19 protein-coding genes and 1 other annotated feature are annotated in these 17083 nt (G+C 43.9%); of the genes, 18 read left to right on the forward strand and 1 reads right to left on the reverse strand.

All coding sequences use genetic code 11. The features are described from left to right. Positions 1 to 57 precede the first annotated feature (57 nt). Positions 58 to 190: a sequence feature (ribosomal protein L10 leader region), on the forward strand. A 32-nt stretch (positions 191 to 222) separates the two neighbouring features. The 5 genes from rplJ (at position 223) to AC4HAF_RS03615 (ending at position 4411) form a co-directional block, all read left to right on the forward strand. Next, complete coding sequence (gene rplJ / locus AC4HAF_RS03595) at positions 223 to 723, forward strand: 50S ribosomal protein L10 (protein WP_491090541.1); 501 nt, start codon at positions 223 to 225, stop codon at positions 721 to 723. Positions 724 to 788: 65 nt separating this feature from the next. Then, on the forward strand, positions 789 to 1157 hold the full coding sequence (rplL, locus tag AC4HAF_RS03600) for a 50S ribosomal protein L7/L12 (RefSeq protein WP_027976153.1): 369 nt from the start codon (positions 789 to 791) through the stop codon (positions 1155 to 1157). 316 nt (positions 1158 to 1473) lie between these two features. Beyond that, positions 1474 to 2520, forward strand: coding sequence for a zinc-dependent alcohol dehydrogenase family protein (locus AC4HAF_RS03605; RefSeq protein ID WP_491096704.1), 1047 nt, complete (start codon positions 1474 to 1476; stop codon positions 2518 to 2520). Positions 2521 to 2764: 244 nt separating this feature from the next. Then, on the forward strand, positions 2765 to 3316 hold the full coding sequence (locus AC4HAF_RS03610; RefSeq protein WP_491096705.1) for a carboxymuconolactone decarboxylase family protein: 552 nt from the start codon (positions 2765 to 2767) through the stop codon (positions 3314 to 3316). A 27-nt stretch (positions 3317 to 3343) separates the two neighbouring features. Beyond that, complete coding sequence (locus tag AC4HAF_RS03615; RefSeq protein ID WP_491096706.1) at positions 3344 to 4411, forward strand: acyl-CoA dehydrogenase family protein; 1068 nt, start codon at positions 3344 to 3346, stop codon at positions 4409 to 4411. A 134-nt stretch (positions 4412 to 4545) separates the two neighbouring features. On the opposite strand, the gene AC4HAF_RS03620 is transcribed toward AC4HAF_RS03615, so the two are convergent. Then, the gene (locus tag AC4HAF_RS03620) at positions 4546 to 5427 is read right to left on the reverse strand and encodes a polysaccharide deacetylase family protein (protein ID WP_491096707.1); all 882 of its coding nucleotides are present in this window, start codon (positions 5425 to 5427) and stop codon (positions 4546 to 4548) included. A gap of 106 nt (positions 5428 to 5533) precedes the next feature. On the opposite strand from AC4HAF_RS03620, the gene AC4HAF_RS03625 reads away from it, so the two are divergent. The 13 genes from AC4HAF_RS03625 (at position 5534) to AC4HAF_RS03685 (ending at position 17015) form a co-directional block, all read left to right on the forward strand. Continuing rightward, positions 5534 to 6820, forward strand: a complete 1287-nt coding sequence (locus AC4HAF_RS03625; protein WP_491096708.1) for a homoserine dehydrogenase — start codon at positions 5534 to 5536, stop codon at positions 6818 to 6820. 1 nt (position 6821) lies between these two features. After that, positions 6822 to 7688, forward strand: coding sequence for a homoserine kinase (gene thrB / locus AC4HAF_RS03630; protein ID WP_491090530.1), 867 nt, complete (start codon positions 6822 to 6824; stop codon positions 7686 to 7688). Further along, positions 7675 to 8559: an EamA family transporter RarD gene (gene rarD, locus AC4HAF_RS03635; RefSeq protein ID WP_491096709.1), complete on the forward strand. Its 885-nt coding sequence runs from the start codon at positions 7675 to 7677 to the stop codon at positions 8557 to 8559. The genes thrB and rarD overlap by 14 nt, the downstream gene beginning before the upstream one ends. A gap of 86 nt (positions 8560 to 8645) precedes the next feature. Next, the gene (locus AC4HAF_RS03640) at positions 8646 to 9923 is read left to right on the forward strand and encodes a bifunctional folylpolyglutamate synthase/dihydrofolate synthase (protein WP_491096710.1); all 1278 of its coding nucleotides are present in this window, start codon (positions 8646 to 8648) and stop codon (positions 9921 to 9923) included. A gap of 22 nt (positions 9924 to 9945) precedes the next feature. Beyond that, entirely contained in the window at positions 9946 to 10506 is a 561-nt protein-coding gene (gene folE, locus AC4HAF_RS03645) for a GTP cyclohydrolase I FolE (protein WP_491096711.1), read from the forward strand. A gap of 9 nt (positions 10507 to 10515) precedes the next feature. Further along, on the forward strand, positions 10516 to 11316 hold the full coding sequence (folP, locus tag AC4HAF_RS03650) for a dihydropteroate synthase (protein WP_491096712.1): 801 nt from the start codon (positions 10516 to 10518) through the stop codon (positions 11314 to 11316). A 6-nt stretch (positions 11317 to 11322) separates the two neighbouring features. Further along, positions 11323 to 11685: a dihydroneopterin aldolase gene (gene folB / locus AC4HAF_RS03655; RefSeq protein ID WP_491090523.1), complete on the forward strand. Its 363-nt coding sequence runs from the start codon at positions 11323 to 11325 to the stop codon at positions 11683 to 11685. After that, entirely contained in the window at positions 11682 to 12167 is a 486-nt protein-coding gene (gene folK, locus AC4HAF_RS03660; RefSeq protein ID WP_491096713.1) for a 2-amino-4-hydroxy-6-hydroxymethyldihydropteridine diphosphokinase, read from the forward strand. The genes folB and folK overlap by 4 nt, the downstream gene beginning before the upstream one ends. Positions 12168 to 12322: 155 nt before the next feature. After that, positions 12323 to 13243: a UDP-N-acetylmuramate dehydrogenase gene (gene murB, locus AC4HAF_RS03665; protein ID WP_491091106.1), complete on the forward strand. Its 921-nt coding sequence runs from the start codon at positions 12323 to 12325 to the stop codon at positions 13241 to 13243. Between the two features lie 3 nt (positions 13244 to 13246). Further along, the gene (locus AC4HAF_RS03670; protein WP_491096714.1) at positions 13247 to 14401 is read left to right on the forward strand and encodes an ABC transporter ATP-binding protein; all 1155 of its coding nucleotides are present in this window, start codon (positions 13247 to 13249) and stop codon (positions 14399 to 14401) included. Next, positions 14385 to 15179, forward strand: coding sequence for an ABC transporter permease (locus tag AC4HAF_RS03675; RefSeq protein WP_491096715.1), 795 nt, complete (start codon positions 14385 to 14387; stop codon positions 15177 to 15179). The genes AC4HAF_RS03670 and AC4HAF_RS03675 overlap by 17 nt, the downstream gene beginning before the upstream one ends. Then, complete coding sequence (locus tag AC4HAF_RS03680; RefSeq protein WP_491096716.1) at positions 15176 to 15952, forward strand: ABC transporter permease; 777 nt, start codon at positions 15176 to 15178, stop codon at positions 15950 to 15952. The genes AC4HAF_RS03675 and AC4HAF_RS03680 overlap by 4 nt, the downstream gene beginning before the upstream one ends. Further along, a complete protein-coding gene (locus AC4HAF_RS03685; RefSeq protein WP_491096717.1) occupies positions 15945 to 17015 on the forward strand; it encodes an ABC transporter substrate-binding protein in 1071 nt (356 codons plus the stop codon). Before AC4HAF_RS03680 ends, AC4HAF_RS03685 begins: the two co-directional genes overlap by 8 nt. The last annotated feature ends 68 nt before the right edge of the window (positions 17016 to 17083 follow it).

The raw sequence follows: 17083 nt of genomic DNA on the forward strand, positions 1-17083 counted from the left end.
AGTCTTAAAAAAATATATATGGGTTGACTTATTTTCAGAATATGATATGATATTAGAGGTTTTGAAAAAAACTGACCTAAGACAGCAGGGGAGCCGTGCTCATAATATTCCTGCCGAGGCACAAAACGTAAACTTAAAAAACGTATTGTACTTTCGTGTCTGGGTTTGGGTACGATTTTTTTATTGTATCCAGCCAAAAATAAAAACGGAGGTTAAACACTGATGAGTGAAGCAAGTATTGCTAAAAAAGCAGAATTAGTTGATGCTGTTGCTGAGAAAATGAAAGCAGCTGCAAGTATCGTTGTTGTTGATTCACGCGGTCTTACTGTAGAACAAGATACTGTTCTTCGCCGTTCACTTCGCGAAAGCGATATTGAATTTAAAGTAATCAAAAACTCAATCCTGCGCCGTGCAGCTGAAAAAGCCGGTCTCGAAGGACTTGATGATGTCTTTACCGGACCGTCTGCTGTAGCATTTTCAAATGAAGATGTTGTTGCACCGGCTAAAATTATCAACGATTTTGCTAAAAATGCTGAAGCACTTGAAATCAAAGGCGGTGCAATCGAAGGCGCTGTTTCTTCTAAAGAAGAAATCATGGCTCTCGCAACACTTCCAAACAGAGAAGGACTTCTTTCTATGCTCTTGTCTGTACTTCAAGCGCCAGTCCGCAACGTTGCATATGCTGTCAAAGCTGTTGCAGAAAGCAAAGAAGACGCTGCTTAAGTCTTCAAACAGCAGCCTGAAGCTGCAAACTATTTTATAAAAAACACATTTGGAGGAAATTAACAATGGCATTGAACATTGAAAACATTATTGCTGAAATTAAAGAAGCTTCAATTCTTGAATTGAACGACCTTGTAAAAGCTATCGAAGAAGAATTTGGCGTAACTGCAGCTGCCCCTGTAGCTGTTGCTGGTGCAGCCGGCGGAGAAGAAGCTGCAGCTAAAGATTCATTTGACGTTGAATTGACTGCCGGCGGTGACAAGAAAGTTGCTGTTATCAAAGTTGTTCGTGAAATTACAGGCGAAGGTCTTAAAGAAGCTAAAGGTCTTGTTGACAACGCACCATCAGTTCTTAAAGAAGGCGTTGCAGCAGCAGAAGCTGAAGAACTTAAAGCTAAACTTGAAGAAGCTGGAGCAACTGTTACGCTTAAATAATCAATTACTGATTGTTTAAAACAGAAAGCCGAGTTTTAAAGCCTTTTCGCTAGTGTCAAGGCGATAAGAAAATTAGCTTAATATTTTAAATCCCCACTAAGATTTATTCTTGGTGGGGATTTTGTCTTATCTGGCATCACGATTTATTTTCTTGCGGCTAGGGTCTTAATGAATTGTGTCAGTTCTTAAAAAGGAAGTATCAAAGAAAAGAGTCTTTTCTTCAAACGGTAAAATTTTGATTGTCTGATCAATGCTCAGATTTGATTATCCTGATATGATATGGTAAAGTATGACTAATATTGTTAAGGAGGATATTATGAAAACAACTGTATTTGTTAAAGCAGGCCAAATGGCTGTTAAAACTGTAGATAAACCAGCGATTATTGAAGCTGATGATGCTCTTATCCGTGTGGTGCGTTCTTGTGTCTGCGGTTCGGATCTTTGGTCCTACCGCGGTGACGACCAAAAAGAAAGTGGTTCAGATAACACCGGTCATGAGATTATCGGGATTGTTGAAGAGGTAGGCTCTGACGTCAATACGGTCACCAAAGGTGATTTTGTCATTGCACCTTTCACACACGGCTGCGGTCACTGTGCGGCCTGCCGTGCCGGCTTTGAGGGCGGATGTCAGGGGCACGATGCCAGTACTAACTTTAGCTCCGGCTATCAGGCCGAATATGTTCGCTATGCCCATGCCGATTGGTCCTTGGTGAAAGTTCCTGGTCAGCCGAGCGATTACAGCGAAGGGATGATTGCCTCTTTCTTGTCGCTTGCTGATGTGATGCCGACAGGCTATCATGCAGCTCGAGTTGCAAATGTGCAAAAGGGTGATACCGTTGCAGTCGTCGGCGACGGTGCTGTTGGGCTTTGTGCCGTTATTGCAGCTAAAATGCGCGGTGCTAAGCGAATTATCATCATGAGCCGCCACAAAGACCGTCAAGAGTTGGCTGTAGAATTTGGTGCGACTGATATTGTGGCAGAGCGCGGCGAAGAGGGTATTGCTAAGGTTCTGGAATTAACAAACGGAGACGGTGCAGACGCTGCGCTTGAATGTGTCGGCACACAGCTCTCAACCGAAACGGCGATCAAGATTGCCCGTCCGGGTGCTGTTGTCGGCCGTGTCGGAGTTCCGCATACAGATGACATCAATCCGGGAGATTATTTCATGAGAAATACTGTTTTTGCAGGGGGACCTGCTTCGGTGACAACTTATGATAAGAGTGTCTTGCTGAAGGCTGTCCTTGATGGTGAAATCAATCCCGGTAAGGTCTTTACGCAAAGTTATAAATTAGATGACATTGATCAGGCTTACAAGGATATGGAAGCAAGAAAAACAATCAAAGCAATGATTGTCATGGATTGATAGCTCTGGTAAATTAGGATAAATCAAGTACAAGTAAGAAAGACTGCAGGCATTTTTGCCCAGTCTTTTTTGCATGTCCTCTTATTTTTTGATGCAAGATAAGCACAGAAAGCTTACTGTTTCAAAAACGCTGCCCATTTTCTCCATAATTAATGCTTATAGCCGGCCATAAAAAATTTAGACTATGCAGGACGCGCAGGAGATGGTATCCTATCAGCAATATCAAAAGAATCGAGGTTATTTTATGTCTAAATTTACCATACATACCATTGACACTGCACCTGAGGAAGTCAAAGAAACCCTGCACACGGTCGAAAAGGACAACGGCGGCTATATTCCTAATCTTATCGGACTTTTGGCTAATGCGCCGACAGCACTGGAAACTTACCGCACCGTTGGAGCCATTAACCGCCGCAATTCCCTGACACCGACAGAAAGGGAAGTGGTTCAGATTACAGCTGCTGTAACCAATGGCTGTGCCTTTTGTGTCGCCGGTCACACGGCCTTTTCGATTAAGCAGATTCAGATGGCACCCGATCTTTTGGAAGCCTTGCGCAACAGTACGCCTATTGATGATGACCCTAAGCTTGATACACTGGCTAAATTTACCATTGCCGTGATTAACACCAAAGGACGTGTCGGAGATGAAGCCTTTGCCGATTTTTTGGAGGCAGGCTATACTCGGGAAAATGCTCTTGATGTTGTCTTAGGTGTCAGCCTAGCGTCGCTCTGCAATTATGCTAATAATATGGCGGATACACCGATTAATCCGGAGTTGCAGCAATATGCAAAATAGTTCCGCATGAGGAAAGGGGGGATGACAATGGCTTATTTTTCGGAAAATTTTATAACTTGGCTGGATGCTCATGCCGATCAGATTGACAAAGAGTCCGGAGATTGGGCTGATCAGCTCTTGGAGCGCATTGCAGCAGAAGGTGTTTTTGGTATTGCGGTGCCTGAAATCTATGGCGGCCAAGGCGGCAGTAAGACAGAAGTAGTCGAATTTTTATCAGAGCTGGCCTGCCATTCACTGACGGCTTCTTTTATATCATGGGGACATCGAACTTTTATTGAAACGCTTCTTGCTAGCAGCAACGACGTCCTGAAGAAGTCTTGGCTGCCGGATTTATTAACAGGGAAGCTGGCTGCCGGAACGGCTCTGTCAAATGCTACTAAATTTCTATCAAAGATTGAAGAGCTGAATGTTACCTTGGCAGAACAAGATGGAAAATACTATCTGAGAGGAAGGCTTCCCTGGGTAACGAATCTGCGTTCAGATTGTTTTGTGGCTGTTTTTGCGGCTCAATTTGAAGACAGCAGCAAAGAACCTATCGTTTTGGTCATTCCTTCCGAAGCAGCCGGTTTGTCGCGTTCAGCTGATTTAGAATTTGCAGCTCTGCAAGGTTCTAACACGGCAGCCTTAAGCTTTGATAATGTGCCTTTGGATGATAGTTGGATACTGTCTGATGATGCCAAAAGCTTTTTGGCTCAGACGCGGCCGGAATTTTTGGGCTATCAATTTGGTCTGGCTTTTGGCTTAGCAGAGCGTTCATTGGATGAGGTAGCACAAAGCCTAAGCAGCAATCGCTCGGTGCTTAAAGAAGAGTACGATGAAACAAAGGACAAGCTGACTGCTGTTCGGCAGAGTTTGTTTAAAGGTCTGGAAGCAGAAGAGGTCTTTATTGACAATCCTCGTCAGCTCTTTCAGCTGCGTATAGACATTGTTGATATTGTTGCTGCCAGCCTACTGTTAGAATTGCAGGCAAGCGGCGGCAGAGGTTACCTGAAAGGGTCAGCTTCTGGTTTTATCCGCCGCTGGAATGAAGGAGCTTTTTTGCCCATTGTTTCTCCAAGTGCTGTGCAGCTTCGGCATATTTTAGCAAGAGCCTAATCAGAACAATAAAAAAACAAGGCTGAGACAAATGCGGTATACCTTTGTCATAGTTTTCAGTGAATTTTTGTTTTTCACTGTCCGCTGTGCAGAGGGATATCAAGTTTGTCTCAACCTTGTTTTCTTTTAAAAAATTATGGCAAAGCAGGAGCAATAGTACGCATCAGAATATCCGCACTGGTATCCGGGAGAATTCGTATGCGGTTCAAAGACAGCAGCCCGTTTTCAGCACTGGCCAAGCCTTCGTTGGTTGTTAGGCCCAATTTGTATAGACTGGCAAAGCTGAGCGTAGCATCGCTGTAGCGTCCTGCCGGATAGGCAATGGCTGTCGTGGTTTGATCAAGTTCTTTGTCCAAATAAGTTTTTGATGCTGACAATTCCTTGGCTTGCGTTTCTTGATCAGAAACTGCTAAGTCGGGGTGATTAACGGTGTGCGACTGAAAGGACATGCCTTTTGCTTTCATTTCTTTCATTTGTTTAATAGTCAGATTGCCGGATCTGCCTTCGTCTGTAAAAGCGGTAATGACATTATTGGTTGCCTTGGCCTGATATTTTTTTAAAATAGGGTAGGCGACAGTGTAAAAATCAAGCAAACTATCATCGAAAGTCAGCCAAATAACTTTTTTAGCAGGCAGAGTATTTTGACTGAGAACCCGATAAGCCTCTTCGGGGCTTAAAAAATAATAGCCTTCCTCGCTCAAGCGTCTGATATGGCTTTCAAAAACAGCAGGTGACACGATGAGATTAGCATTGCCTGCCTCACTGGGCGCCATATCATGAATAGCATGGTACATCAAAATAGGAATGCGAACAGGCTGATTCTGCTTTGTCCAGTTGGCTTTTGGGGCTGTCTGCTGAACGTTATCCTGACTGATTGTGGTCACAGAAATAGCTGGTTTCGTGCGCACCGTGCTGTTTTGCCGCCTGAGTGCAAGGATAAGACCTCCCAAAGCTGCAAGGCAGGCAAGCATCAAGATAATATTGATAATGGTCAGCTTTTTAGTTTTCTTAATCATAAATGTTCCCTTCAGCTAATTATAGCATAAAGGCAGAGGTAATTAGCTGTAAATTCTGCTGAAAATTTGATATAATGAAAAAAATGTTTTTTGCAAGGAGAAAGAAATGTCTATAAAAATTGGTTTGCTTGGTTTCGGGACAGTGGCAAGCGGTATTCCGTTTTTGTTAAAGGAAAATAGCGAGAAAATCACAGCTGCTTCAAGAGACCGGTTGGAAATTGCTAAGGTCTTGGTTAAAGATGATGAAGAAAAAGACCGTCTTTTGGCTGAGGGCAATGATTTTAACTTTGTAACTGATATTGATGACATTTTATCCGATGAGACGATTGAGATTGTTGTCGAACTGATGGGACGCATCGAGCCTGCCAAAACCTTTATTACAAAGGCGCTTGAAGCCGGCAAACACGTTGTTTCTGCGAATAAGGATCTGATTGCCACACACGGCAGGGAACTGATTAAATTGGCAAAGGATCAGGGCGTTGCTTTTTACTATGAAGCGGCTGTTGCCGGCGGTATTCCTATTTTGCGGACCTTGGCCAATTCTTTGACTTCTGACAAGGTAACACGCATTTTAGGTGTGCTTAACGGAACATCTAATTTTATGATGACCAAGATGGTTGATGAAGGATGGACCTATGAAGCTGCTTTGGCAGAAGCGCAGGCTCTGGGCTATGCCGAAAGTGACCCAACTAATGATGTCGAAGGGATTGATGCCGCCTATAAAGCGGTTATCTTAAGTCAGTTCGGCTTTGGGATGACCATTGATTTTGATCAGGTAGCCCATCAGGGTATTTCAAGCATTACGCCTGATGATGTCAGTGTGGCTCAGCAGCTGGGCTATGTGATTAAACTGGTAGGCTCTGTTGAAGAAACCGAATCAGGGATTTTTGCTGAGGTTTCACCGACCTTCCTGCCCAAATCTCATCCGCTTGCCAGTGTCAACGATGTGATGAATGCTGTTTTTGTGGAGTCTATCGGCATTGGCGAATCCATGTACTACGGACCGGGTGCCGGACAGAAACCGACAGCAACCTCTGTGACGGCAGATATTGTTCGCATTGCCCGCCGCATTAAAGACGGTAACGTCGGCAAGCCTTTTAATGAATTTGTTTGCGATACTCGGATTGCGCATCCTGATGATGTTAAGAGCCACTATTACTTTGCCATCAATACTGCAGATGAAAAAGGCAAGATGCTGCGCTTAGCTGAAATTTTTAATTCAGAAGATATTTCGTTTGAACAAGTTCTGCAGCAGAAAGCTAATGGCGAAACAGCGCGTGTGGTCATTATTACGCACTCTCTGAGCAAAACGCAGTTAGCCAATGTGACTGAGAAACTGAAAGCCGTTGCCGATTTTGAATTGGTCAACACCTTCAAAGTGCTGGGGGAATAGGATGAAAATTACAGTACCTGCAACATCGGCTAATGTCGGACCGGGTTTTGATTCTGTCGGTGTCGCTCTTTCCAAATATCTTTCTATCGAAGTTTTAGAAGCAGCCGACTCCTGGGAAATTATCCATGATTTGGAGAACATCCCGAGCGATGACCGTAATTTATTGATTGTGACAGCCTTGAAGGTTGCCCCTAACCTGCAGCCTCACCGGTTGCGGATGACCAGTAATATTCCTCTGGCAAGAGGGCTTGGCTCGTCAAGTTCTGTTATTGTTGCCGGGATCGAGCTGGCGAATCAATTGGCAGATTTACAGCTGACAGCCGGTGAAAAGCTGAATATTGCTACAGCTATCGAAGGTCACCCTGACAATGTGGCGCCGGCGATTTTGGGCAATCTTGTGGTATCCAGCTATGTCGATGAGAAGGTCAATTATGTTGCCGCTGATTTCCCTCAGTGTTCTTTTGTGGCCTTTATTCCTAACTATGAGCTTAAGACTAGCGACAGCCGCAATGTTCTGCCAGATCAGCTGAATTACAAAGAAGCCGTTGCAGCCAGTTCAATTGCCAATGTAGCTGTTGCAGGACTTCTGACAGGTGATTTAAAGACTGCCGGTAAAGCGATTGAAGGCGATCTTTTTCATGAACGCTTCCGCAGATCCCTTATTAAAGAATTTCCGGCGATTAAAGCAGTTGGTGAAAAAAACGGCGCCTATGCGACCTATCTTTCAGGAGCGGGGCCGACTGTCATCGTTTTAACTGATCAAAACAAGGAAGAAGCAATCAAAGAAGCGATTGATTCTTTGGAATTGGATGGCAGAACCTATCTTTTGTCTGTCGATACTGAAGGAGTGAGGGTTGAAAGAGACTAGACGGGGACTTTTATTCGGTTTAGAAGCATATGTACTATGGGGAGTTATCTCCCTTTTTTGGAAGGAGCTGTCAGGGGTCAATGCCTATGCTGTTTTTTCCTACCGTATCCTTTGGACCCTAGTAACCATGCTGCTTTATATGGTTTTATCTAAACGTCAGAGCATTTATAAGCAGCAGGTAAAAGGCTTAGTAACAGATAAAAAAGCAGGGGCTGCCGCAGTTCTGGCTAGTTTTTTAATTGCTGTTAATTGGCTTTCTTACATCTATGCTGTCACTAACCAGCAAGCCACCCAAGCAAGTTTGGGATATTATGTTATGCCCCTGGTTTCTGTGCTCTTATCACTAATCTTTCTGGGGGAGCATTTGGACAGGTGGACGGCTTTTTCAGTGAGTTTAGCTGCTTTAGGTGTTGGTGTTCTTATCTATCATACGGGAGACATCCCTGTGATTACTTTTTTGCTGGCCTTTTCTTTTGCTTTTTACGGATTGATTAAGAAAAACGTCAAACTTTCCAGTGATGTCGCTATGCTGGTGGAAGCCGCTGTTATAGCACCTTTGGCACTGATTTATCTTCTCTTTTTCAGCCGTGAAAGCCTGTTTGATTACAGTCTTTGGGAGAATGTTCTGCTCATGGTTTCCGGATTTGTAACTGCTGTTCCGCTCTTGCTGTTTGCAGAAGGAGTTAAAAGAGCGCCCCTTAACCTAATCGGATTCATTCAGTATATTAACCCTACCATACAGCTCTTGATTGCTCTTGTGGTTTTTGGCGAAACCATCACTGTCGGTGAACTGCGCGGTTTTATTTTTATTTGGCTGGCGGTTTTCATTTTTATTCTGGGGCAGCTCATAATGATGAAAAGAAGCAGGTAAGTGCATAGCAAAGACCATTTCATAAATTCTAAAAAGAAAGCAAAGCAGGCAGATTTTTAATCCTTAGCCTGTGAATTGGAGAAACAATGAACTATCAGGAAGCCTTAGCCTGGATAAATGACAATTTAAAATTTGGTATCAAACCGGGTCTGGAACGGATGGCCTGGATGCTTGAGGAAATGGGCAATCCCCAGCAAAATATTCGCGGGATTCACGTTGTCGGTACTAACGGTAAAGGGTCGACAGTCAATTACCTGCAGACTATTTTTAGCAAAGCGGGTTATGATGTCGGGACCTTTACCTCCCCTTATATAATTGATTTCAGGGAACGTATCTCTTTGAACGGCCAAATGATCAGCCAAGAAGAACTTATCAATCTGGTTCAGCTGGTTAAGCCCGTGGTCGAACGTCTGCCGCTTGAAACCAGTCTTGAAGCGGCAACCGAATTTGAAATCATCACACTGTTGATGTTTGTTTATTTTGGTCAGATTCATCCGGTTGATCTGGTGATTATTGAAGCGGGCATGGGCGGCCTGTATGATTCAACCAATGTTTTTAAAGCACAGGCAGTCATCTGTACCTCAATCGGGCTGGATCATCAGACTGTTTTGGGAAATACCCATGCTGAAATCGCTCAGCAAAAGGTCGGCGTTTTAAAGGAAGGCGTGCCCTTTGTTTTTGCTGAAAAGCGCAGCGATGTTAAGGCTGTTTTTTATCAAAAAGCACAGGAAACCAGAAGTCCTCTGTATCAGCTGGGAGAAGATTTTAAGATTTCAGATAAGGGAGACGTATTTGATTTCAATTATGGTTATGAAGTCATCTCTGATATTCGTCTTGCGATGAAAGGACGGCATCAGAGAGCCAATGCTGCCTTGGCTGTTATGGCATGTCTTTTGCTGCAAAAAAAATTCCCAAATGTGACCAAAACCGTTATTAAAAGTGCTTTGGCAGTCAGCCGCTGGGCAGGCAGAATGGAGTTTGTCGAAGAAAATCTCATGATTGACGGGGCTCACAACAATGAAAGTGTCGCTGTATTAACGGATCTCTTAAAAGAGCAGTACGCTGACAAAAACGTTCATATTCTTTTTGCGGCTATTGCAGGCAAACCAGTTGACAGTATGCTTGTGCAGCTGAGTCAGTTTGCGGATGTGACAGTGACAACATTTCCTTATCCCAGAGCCCTTGCTTTGGAAGATTATCCCTCGAAATATGAACAGGTTCCTGATTTTTCGGCTTGGCTGCAAAGGCTTAGGAATGCTCGGCAAGAGGATCTCTTTGTTATCACGGGATCGCTCTATTTTATTTCGCAGGTCAGAAAAGACCTTTTGAAAAATAAAGAAATAGGCTATAATAGATTGTATTAAGAAAAAATGGGTGAGAAAGTAAATGTCAGACCAAAAAAAGATTGAAGAGGCTGTTTATCAGCTTTTAGAGGCACTCGGTGAAAATCCAGAGCGCGAAGGGCTGTTAGATACACCAAAGCGTGTTGCCAGAATGTATCAGGAAATGTTTTCCGGATTACATGAGGATCCTAAGGATCAATTTACAGCAGTTTTTTCTGAAAATCATGAAGAAGTTGTTTTAGTTAAAGATATTCCCTTTTACTCCATGTGTGAACACCACTTGGTTCCTTTTTACGGAGTGGCTCATGTGGCTTATATCCCAAGTGACGGCCGTGTAACGGGACTCAGTAAACTGGCGCGTGCTGTTGAAGTGGCCAGCAAACGTCCGCAGCTGCAGGAGCGTTTGACTGCTCAAGTGGCTGATGCACTTGAAGAGGCGCTAAAGCCTAAAGGTGTTTTTGTGATGATTGAGGCGGAGCACATGTGCATGACCATGCGGGGGATTAAAAAGCCCGGCAGTAAAACAGTAACCAGCGCAGCTAAGGGCACTTGTCGGTCTGACAAAGAAGTCCGGCAGGAAATTATTTCCATGATTCACAATTAAGGAGTTAGCATGAAGATCGGCAAACATGAATTGACAGATCAGGCAGTCATTATGGGAATTCTCAACGTGACCCCGGATTCTTTTTCAGACGGCGGGCAGTACCTTTCTGTTGACCAGGCACTCAAGCAAACAGAAGAAATGCTGAATGCAGGGGCGAAGATTATTGATGTTGGCGGAGAGTCAACCCGTCCGGGAGCTGTTTTTGTTTCCGCCGAGGATGAAATAAAGCGGGTTGTGCCGGTTATCAAAGCGATTAAAGAGCATTTTGGCTGTCTCATCAGCATTGACACCTATAAGACCGAAACAGCTCAGGCAGCGCTTGAAGCAGGCGCCGATATTCTTAATGATGTCTGGTCGGGGCTCTACGACGGCTGCATGTTTGACTTGGCAGCAAGAAAGGATGTGCCCATCATTCTCATGCATAATCAAAAAGATGAGGTCTACAGTGATATTACTCAGGATGTCAGCCGCTTTTTGCTGGAACGTGCAGAATTAGCAGCAAAAGCCGGCGTCAAAAAAGAAAATATCTGGCTTGATCCCGGCTTTGGTTTTGCTAAAAATATTGAACAAAATTTAAAATTACTAAAAGAGCTGGATCAGATTACAAGTCTTGGCTACCCTGTTTTGTTTGGTATTTCCAGAAAACGTGTTGTTGACAGTATGCTTGGCGGCAATACAAAACCGCAGGAACGCGACATGGCAACAGCTGCCTTATCTGCTTATGCCATTGGTAAGGGCTGTCAGATTGTCCGAGTGCACAATGTGCCGGTCAATAAAGATATTGTCAAGGTGGCCAGCCAGTTAATGTGAGGAATTATGGATAAGATTATTTTAAAAGGCTGTCGGTTTTACGCTTATCACGGGGCCTTTTCTGAAGAGCAGACTCTGGGGCAGATTTTTGTCGTGGACGCTGAATTAACAGCCGATTTAAAGGCTGCATCCGAAACAGACAATCTGGAAGATACAGTCCACTACGGCAAAGTGTTTGAGGTGATCAAACACCGTGTTGAAAACAGCCGCTATGCCTTGATTGAAAGGCTCGCGGGTGCTGTCTGCCAAGATATTTTTGAACATTTTCCTGCTATTTTGGCTGTTACCGTCCGAATCAGCAAAGAAAACCCGCCTATTGCCGGCCATTACGATGCTGTTGGCGTGGAATTAAAGCGTGAACGCCCATGACCGGTGTTTATCTGAGCCTGGGCAGCAATATTGAAAATAGGAAAGCTCACTTACAAAAAGCTTTGGCCGGTCTGGCTGATCTGCCTCAGACCCGCCTAATTAACCAATCTTCCATCTATGAAACTGCAGCTTGGGGCAAAACAGATCAGGCCGATTTTTTAAATCTGGTCTGTCAGCTGGAAACTGATTTGTCACCGCAGGAGCTGCTGCACAGTTGCCAGATGATTGAAAACCGCCTGGGCCGTGTCCGCCATGAACACTGGGGTCCAAGAACCATTGATATTGATATCCTCTTTTACGGCTCTGAGATTATTGACGAAGAAAACTTGCAAGTGCCTCACCCTTATCTGCAGGAGCGTGCTTTTGTTTTGGTACCTTTAACTGAAATTGCCGCTAGCTTTATCCACCCGCTGCTGAAGAAGTCGGCAGCGGAGTTGCTGAAAGCAGCAGATAAGTCCGGGGTTAAACGTCTCAAGGACTGATCTGCTACTGGCGGGCTTTTTATCAGGCATGGCTTTGGGCAGAGAATGATGTATTAAAAATCATGTCTTCTGTCGTCAAAGTAACTAAAATTTGATATAATAAAATCGGTTTTAATTACCGATTTTTTAGTATCGAAAAGTATAGAATTGAGATTATCATGTTAGAAGAAATGAAAACAAGTTTAGAAGGTATTGACATTCGTTTTAATGAACCTTTGAAGAAGTATACCTATACCAGAGTTGGCGGGCCGGCTGATTTTCTTGCCTTTCCGCGCAACCGCTATGAATTGGCAAGAATTGTTAAATTTGCCAACAAGCACAATCTGCCCTGGATGGTTTTAGGCAACGCCAGCAATCTGATTGTCCGTGACGGCGGAATTCGAGGGTTTGTCATCATGTTTGACAAGCTTAATAGCGTTACAGTTGACGGTTATGTTATTGAAGCAGAGGCAGGTTCCAATCTAATTGAGACGACCAAGGTTGCTCAGTACCACAGCCTGACCGGTTTTGAATTTGCCTGCGGTATTCCGGGCAGTGTCGGAGGCGCTGTCTTTATGAATGCGGGTGCCTATGGCGGCGAGATTTCTCATATCTTGATTTCTGCGCAGGTTTTGACCAGAGACGGTGAGATTAAAACGATTGAAGCACGGGATATGCGTTTTGGCTACCGTCACTCAGCCTTGCAGGACAATAAAGAAGTCGTAATTTCGGCTAAGTTTTCGCTCAAACCAGGCGATTATACAGTTATCAGCCAGGAAATGCAGCGCCTCAACCACCTGCGGGCTTTGAAACAGCCCTTGGAACATCCGTCCTGCGGCTCTGTTTTTAAACGTCCCAGAGGGCATTTTGCGGGCCAGCTCATCATGGAAGCTCAGCTCATGGGGCATCGCATCGGCGGTGTGGAAGTCAGCAAAAAGCATGCCGGATTTATGGTTAATATTGACAATGGATCTGCCAAAAATTACGAGGATTTAATTGCGGATGTGATCCGCAGGGTTAAAGAAAATTCCGGAGTTACTTTGGAGCCGGAAGTTCGCATTATTGGCGAAAAAGAAGTACAAGCGGAGGACGCATAAGCATTGACTAATCCTATCATTGCCTTTAAAAATGTTTCGAAAGTTTTTGACGATAACGGTACAGTTGTTTTAAAAGATATTAATTTTGAGCTGGAAGAAGGAAAATTTTATACGCTGCTTGGTGCCTCGGGTTCTGGAAAATCAACCATACTGAACCTTATTGCAGGCCTGTTGGACGTAAGCAGCGGCGATATCTTTCTTGATGGCAAGAGAATCAACGATCTGCCGATCAACAAACGTGATGTCCATACAGTCTTTCAGTCCTATGCGCTTTTTCCTCATATGACTGTTTTTGAGAATGTCGCTTTTCCGCTCAAACTGCAAAAAATAGCCAAAAAAGAAATTGAAAACCGAGTAAGAGAAGTCCTGAAAATGGTCCGTTTGGCCGGTTTTGAAAATCGCTCTATCCATAAATTATCAGGCGGCCAGAAGCAGCGCGTGGCTATCGCCCGTGCCATCATCAATCAGCCCAAGGTCGTTTTGCTGGATGAGCCGCTGTCAGCTCTGGATTTAAAGCTGCGAACCGAAATGCAGTATGAACTGCGGGAATTGCAGCAAAGACTGGGCATTACTTTTGTATTTGTCACCCATGATCAGGAAGAAGCCTTGGCAATGAGTGACTGGATTTTTGTCATGAATGATGGTGAAATCGTTCAATCCGGAACCCCGGTTGATATCTACGATGAGCCCATCAATCATTTTGTGGCAACTTTTATTGGGGAATCGAACATTTTGCCGGCAACCATGATTGAAGATTATTTGGTGGCATTCAACGGCAAGCAGTTCGAGGCTGTTGATGGCGGCATGCGCCCCAACGAGCCTGTTGAGGTGGTTATCCGGCCGGAAGATTTGCAAATCACACTGCCGGAAGAAGGCAAGCTGCAGGTTAAAGTAGACACGCAGCTCTTTCGCGGAGTTCACTATGAAATCATTGCCTATGATGACCTTGGCAATGAGTGGATGATCCATTCGACCCGCAAGGCTATTGAGGGTGAGATCATCGGACTGGATTTCAGGCCCGAAGATATTCACATTATGCGTCTTAATGAAACTGAAGAAGAGTTTGACGCCCGCCTTGAAGAATACGCTGAAACCGAAGAACACGAAGATGGCCTGATCAATGCTATAGAGGAGGAGCGCTATGAAGAAAAAGTTTAATGCCTTTTCTCTCCCCTATCTTCTTTGGATAGGCCTTTTTGTTTTAGCACCGGTTGCTCTTATTCTTTACAAATCTTTTTTTGATATTGAAGGCCACTTAACACTTGGCAACTACCAGACTTTTTTTGCCAGCTGGACCTATCTGCGGATGAGTCTCAATTCGATTTTATATGCTGCTATCATCACATTGGTGACATTGCTGATTGCCTATCCGGCTGCTTTGATTCTGACACGTCTTAAGCAAAAGCAGCTCTGGCTGATGCTGGTTATTTTGCCGACTTGGATCAATCTCTTGCTTAAAGCCTATGCCTTTATGGGCATCTTTGGCCGTGAGGGCGGAGTTAATAATTTCCTGCAGTTTATGGGGCTTGCTCCTCAGCAGATTCTCTTTACAGATTTTTCCTTTATTTTTGTGGCTTCTTATATTGAAATTCCCTTTATGATTCTGCCGATTTTCAATGCGCTGGATGATATTGATCCCAATTTAATCCATGCCAGCCGCGATTTGGGAGCAACTGATCTGCAGACCTTTACTAAGGTTATTTTCCCCTTGTCTTTAAACGGCGTCAGAAGCGGTGTTCAGTCTGTTTTTATTCCCAGTCTCAGCTTGTTTATGCTGACGCGTCTGATTGGCGGCAACCGTGTGATTACACTGGGAACGGCTATTGAACAGCATTTTTTGACAACGCAGAACTGGGGGATGGGTTCAACCATCGGAGTGGTTTTAATTCTGACCATGCTTCTTATTATGTGGGTGACAAAGGAGAGAAATAAATGAAAAAAATAGCCAATCTTTATTTAATCCTTGTCTTTTTAATCCTTTATATCCCTATTTTTTACCTGATTTTTTATTCGTTTAATCAGGCCGGAGACATGAATCGCTTCACCGGCTTTACTCTGGAACATTACGAGAGCATGTTCGGTGACAAACGGCTGATGCTGATTTTAGCCGAAACCTTTCTTGTCGCCTTTTTAAGTTCTTTATTGGCAACGATTATCGGAACTTTTGGCGCTATCTTTATTTATCAAACAAAAAGAAAGTCGCAAAATACTATCCTATCAGTTAATAATGTTCTTATGGTGGCTCCTGATGTCATGATCGGCGCTTCCTTTCTGATTCTTTTCACCTTTATTGGCTTTAAATTAGGTATGATTTCGGTGCTTCTCAGCCACATTGCCTTTTCCATTCCTATCGTTGTTCTTATGGTGCTGCCGAGACTGAAAGAAATGAACGATGATATGATCAATGCTGCTTATGATTTAGGCGCCAGCCATTTTCAGATGCTCAAAGAAGTCATGCTGCCTTATTTAACACCCAGTATCATTGCCGGTTATTTTATGGCTTTCACCTATTCTTTGGATGATTTTGCCGTTACCTTTTTTGTCACCGGTAACGGCTTTTCGACCCTTTCGGTGGAAATCTACTCCAGAGCACGGCAGGGCATTTCACTGGAAATCAACGCTCTGTCTGCTGTAGTCTTTCTTTTCAGCATTCTGCTTGTCATCGGCTATTATTTTATTTCTCAGGATAAGGAGGACAGGCATGCATAAACTTTACTCTTTTATGGGGAGTGTCCTAGCCATTGTCCTCATTTTGGCCGGTTTGGTTTTTTACATGAATAAGCAGGCAAGCGGCGGCAAGTCTGATAAACTGGTCATTTATAATTGGGGGGACTATATTGATCCCGAGCTTTTAACCAAGTTCACCAAGGAAACCGGCATTCAGGTTCAATACGAGACCTTTGATTCTAATGAAGCCATGTACACTAAAATCAAACAAGGCGGTACAACCTATGATATCGCTGTTCCCAGCGATTACATGATTAGTAAGATGAGAGTTGAACGGCTTTTGGTAAAACTTGATCGGTCGCAAATTACAGGCTGGAATAATCTTGACCCGCAATTTCTCGGGAAAAGCTTCGATCCGTCAAATGCCTATTCGATTCCTTATTTCTGGGGAACGGTGGGAATTGTTTATAACAGCAAAATGCTAAACAAAGTTCCTAAACACTGGAGTGATCTGTGGAATAAGGATTATACCAACAGTATCATGCTGGTTGACGGTGCCCGCGAGGTCATCGGATTTGGCCTGAACAGTCTTGGCTACAGTTTAAACACTAAAAATACCACGGAGTTAAAAAAAGCTGAAAACAGGCTGAACCAATTAACTCCCAACATCAAGGCAATTGTCGGAGATGAAATGAAAGGGTATTTAATCAGAGGTGATGCTGCTTTGGGCGTTACTTTTTCCGGTGAAGCCAGCGAAATGCTGGATGCTAATGAGGATTTACACTATCTTGTGCCCAGTGAAGGCTCAAATCTCTGGTTCGATAATCTGGTCATTCCTAAAACAGTCAAGCACCAAAAAGAAGCCTATGCCTTTATTAATTTTATGCTGAAACCGCAGAATGCCGCTCAAAATGCCAGCTATATCGGCTATGCGACGCCAAATGCCAAGGCAAAAGAGCTGCTGCCGGCTGATATCAAAAACAATAAGGCTTTTTATCCCGATGCTAAAACGGTCAGCCGCCTGGAAGTCTATGATAATCTCGGTAAAAAATGGCTGGGTGTCTATAATGATCTCTATCTGCAGTTCAAAATGTACCGCAAGTAGCTAGAAGTGAGAAAGTCCGGATATTTTACTCTTGAGATCTGGTGGCCTCAGCACGGATAGCCTTATTT

The organism is Streptococcus sp. ELY_90, assembly GCF_058314475.1.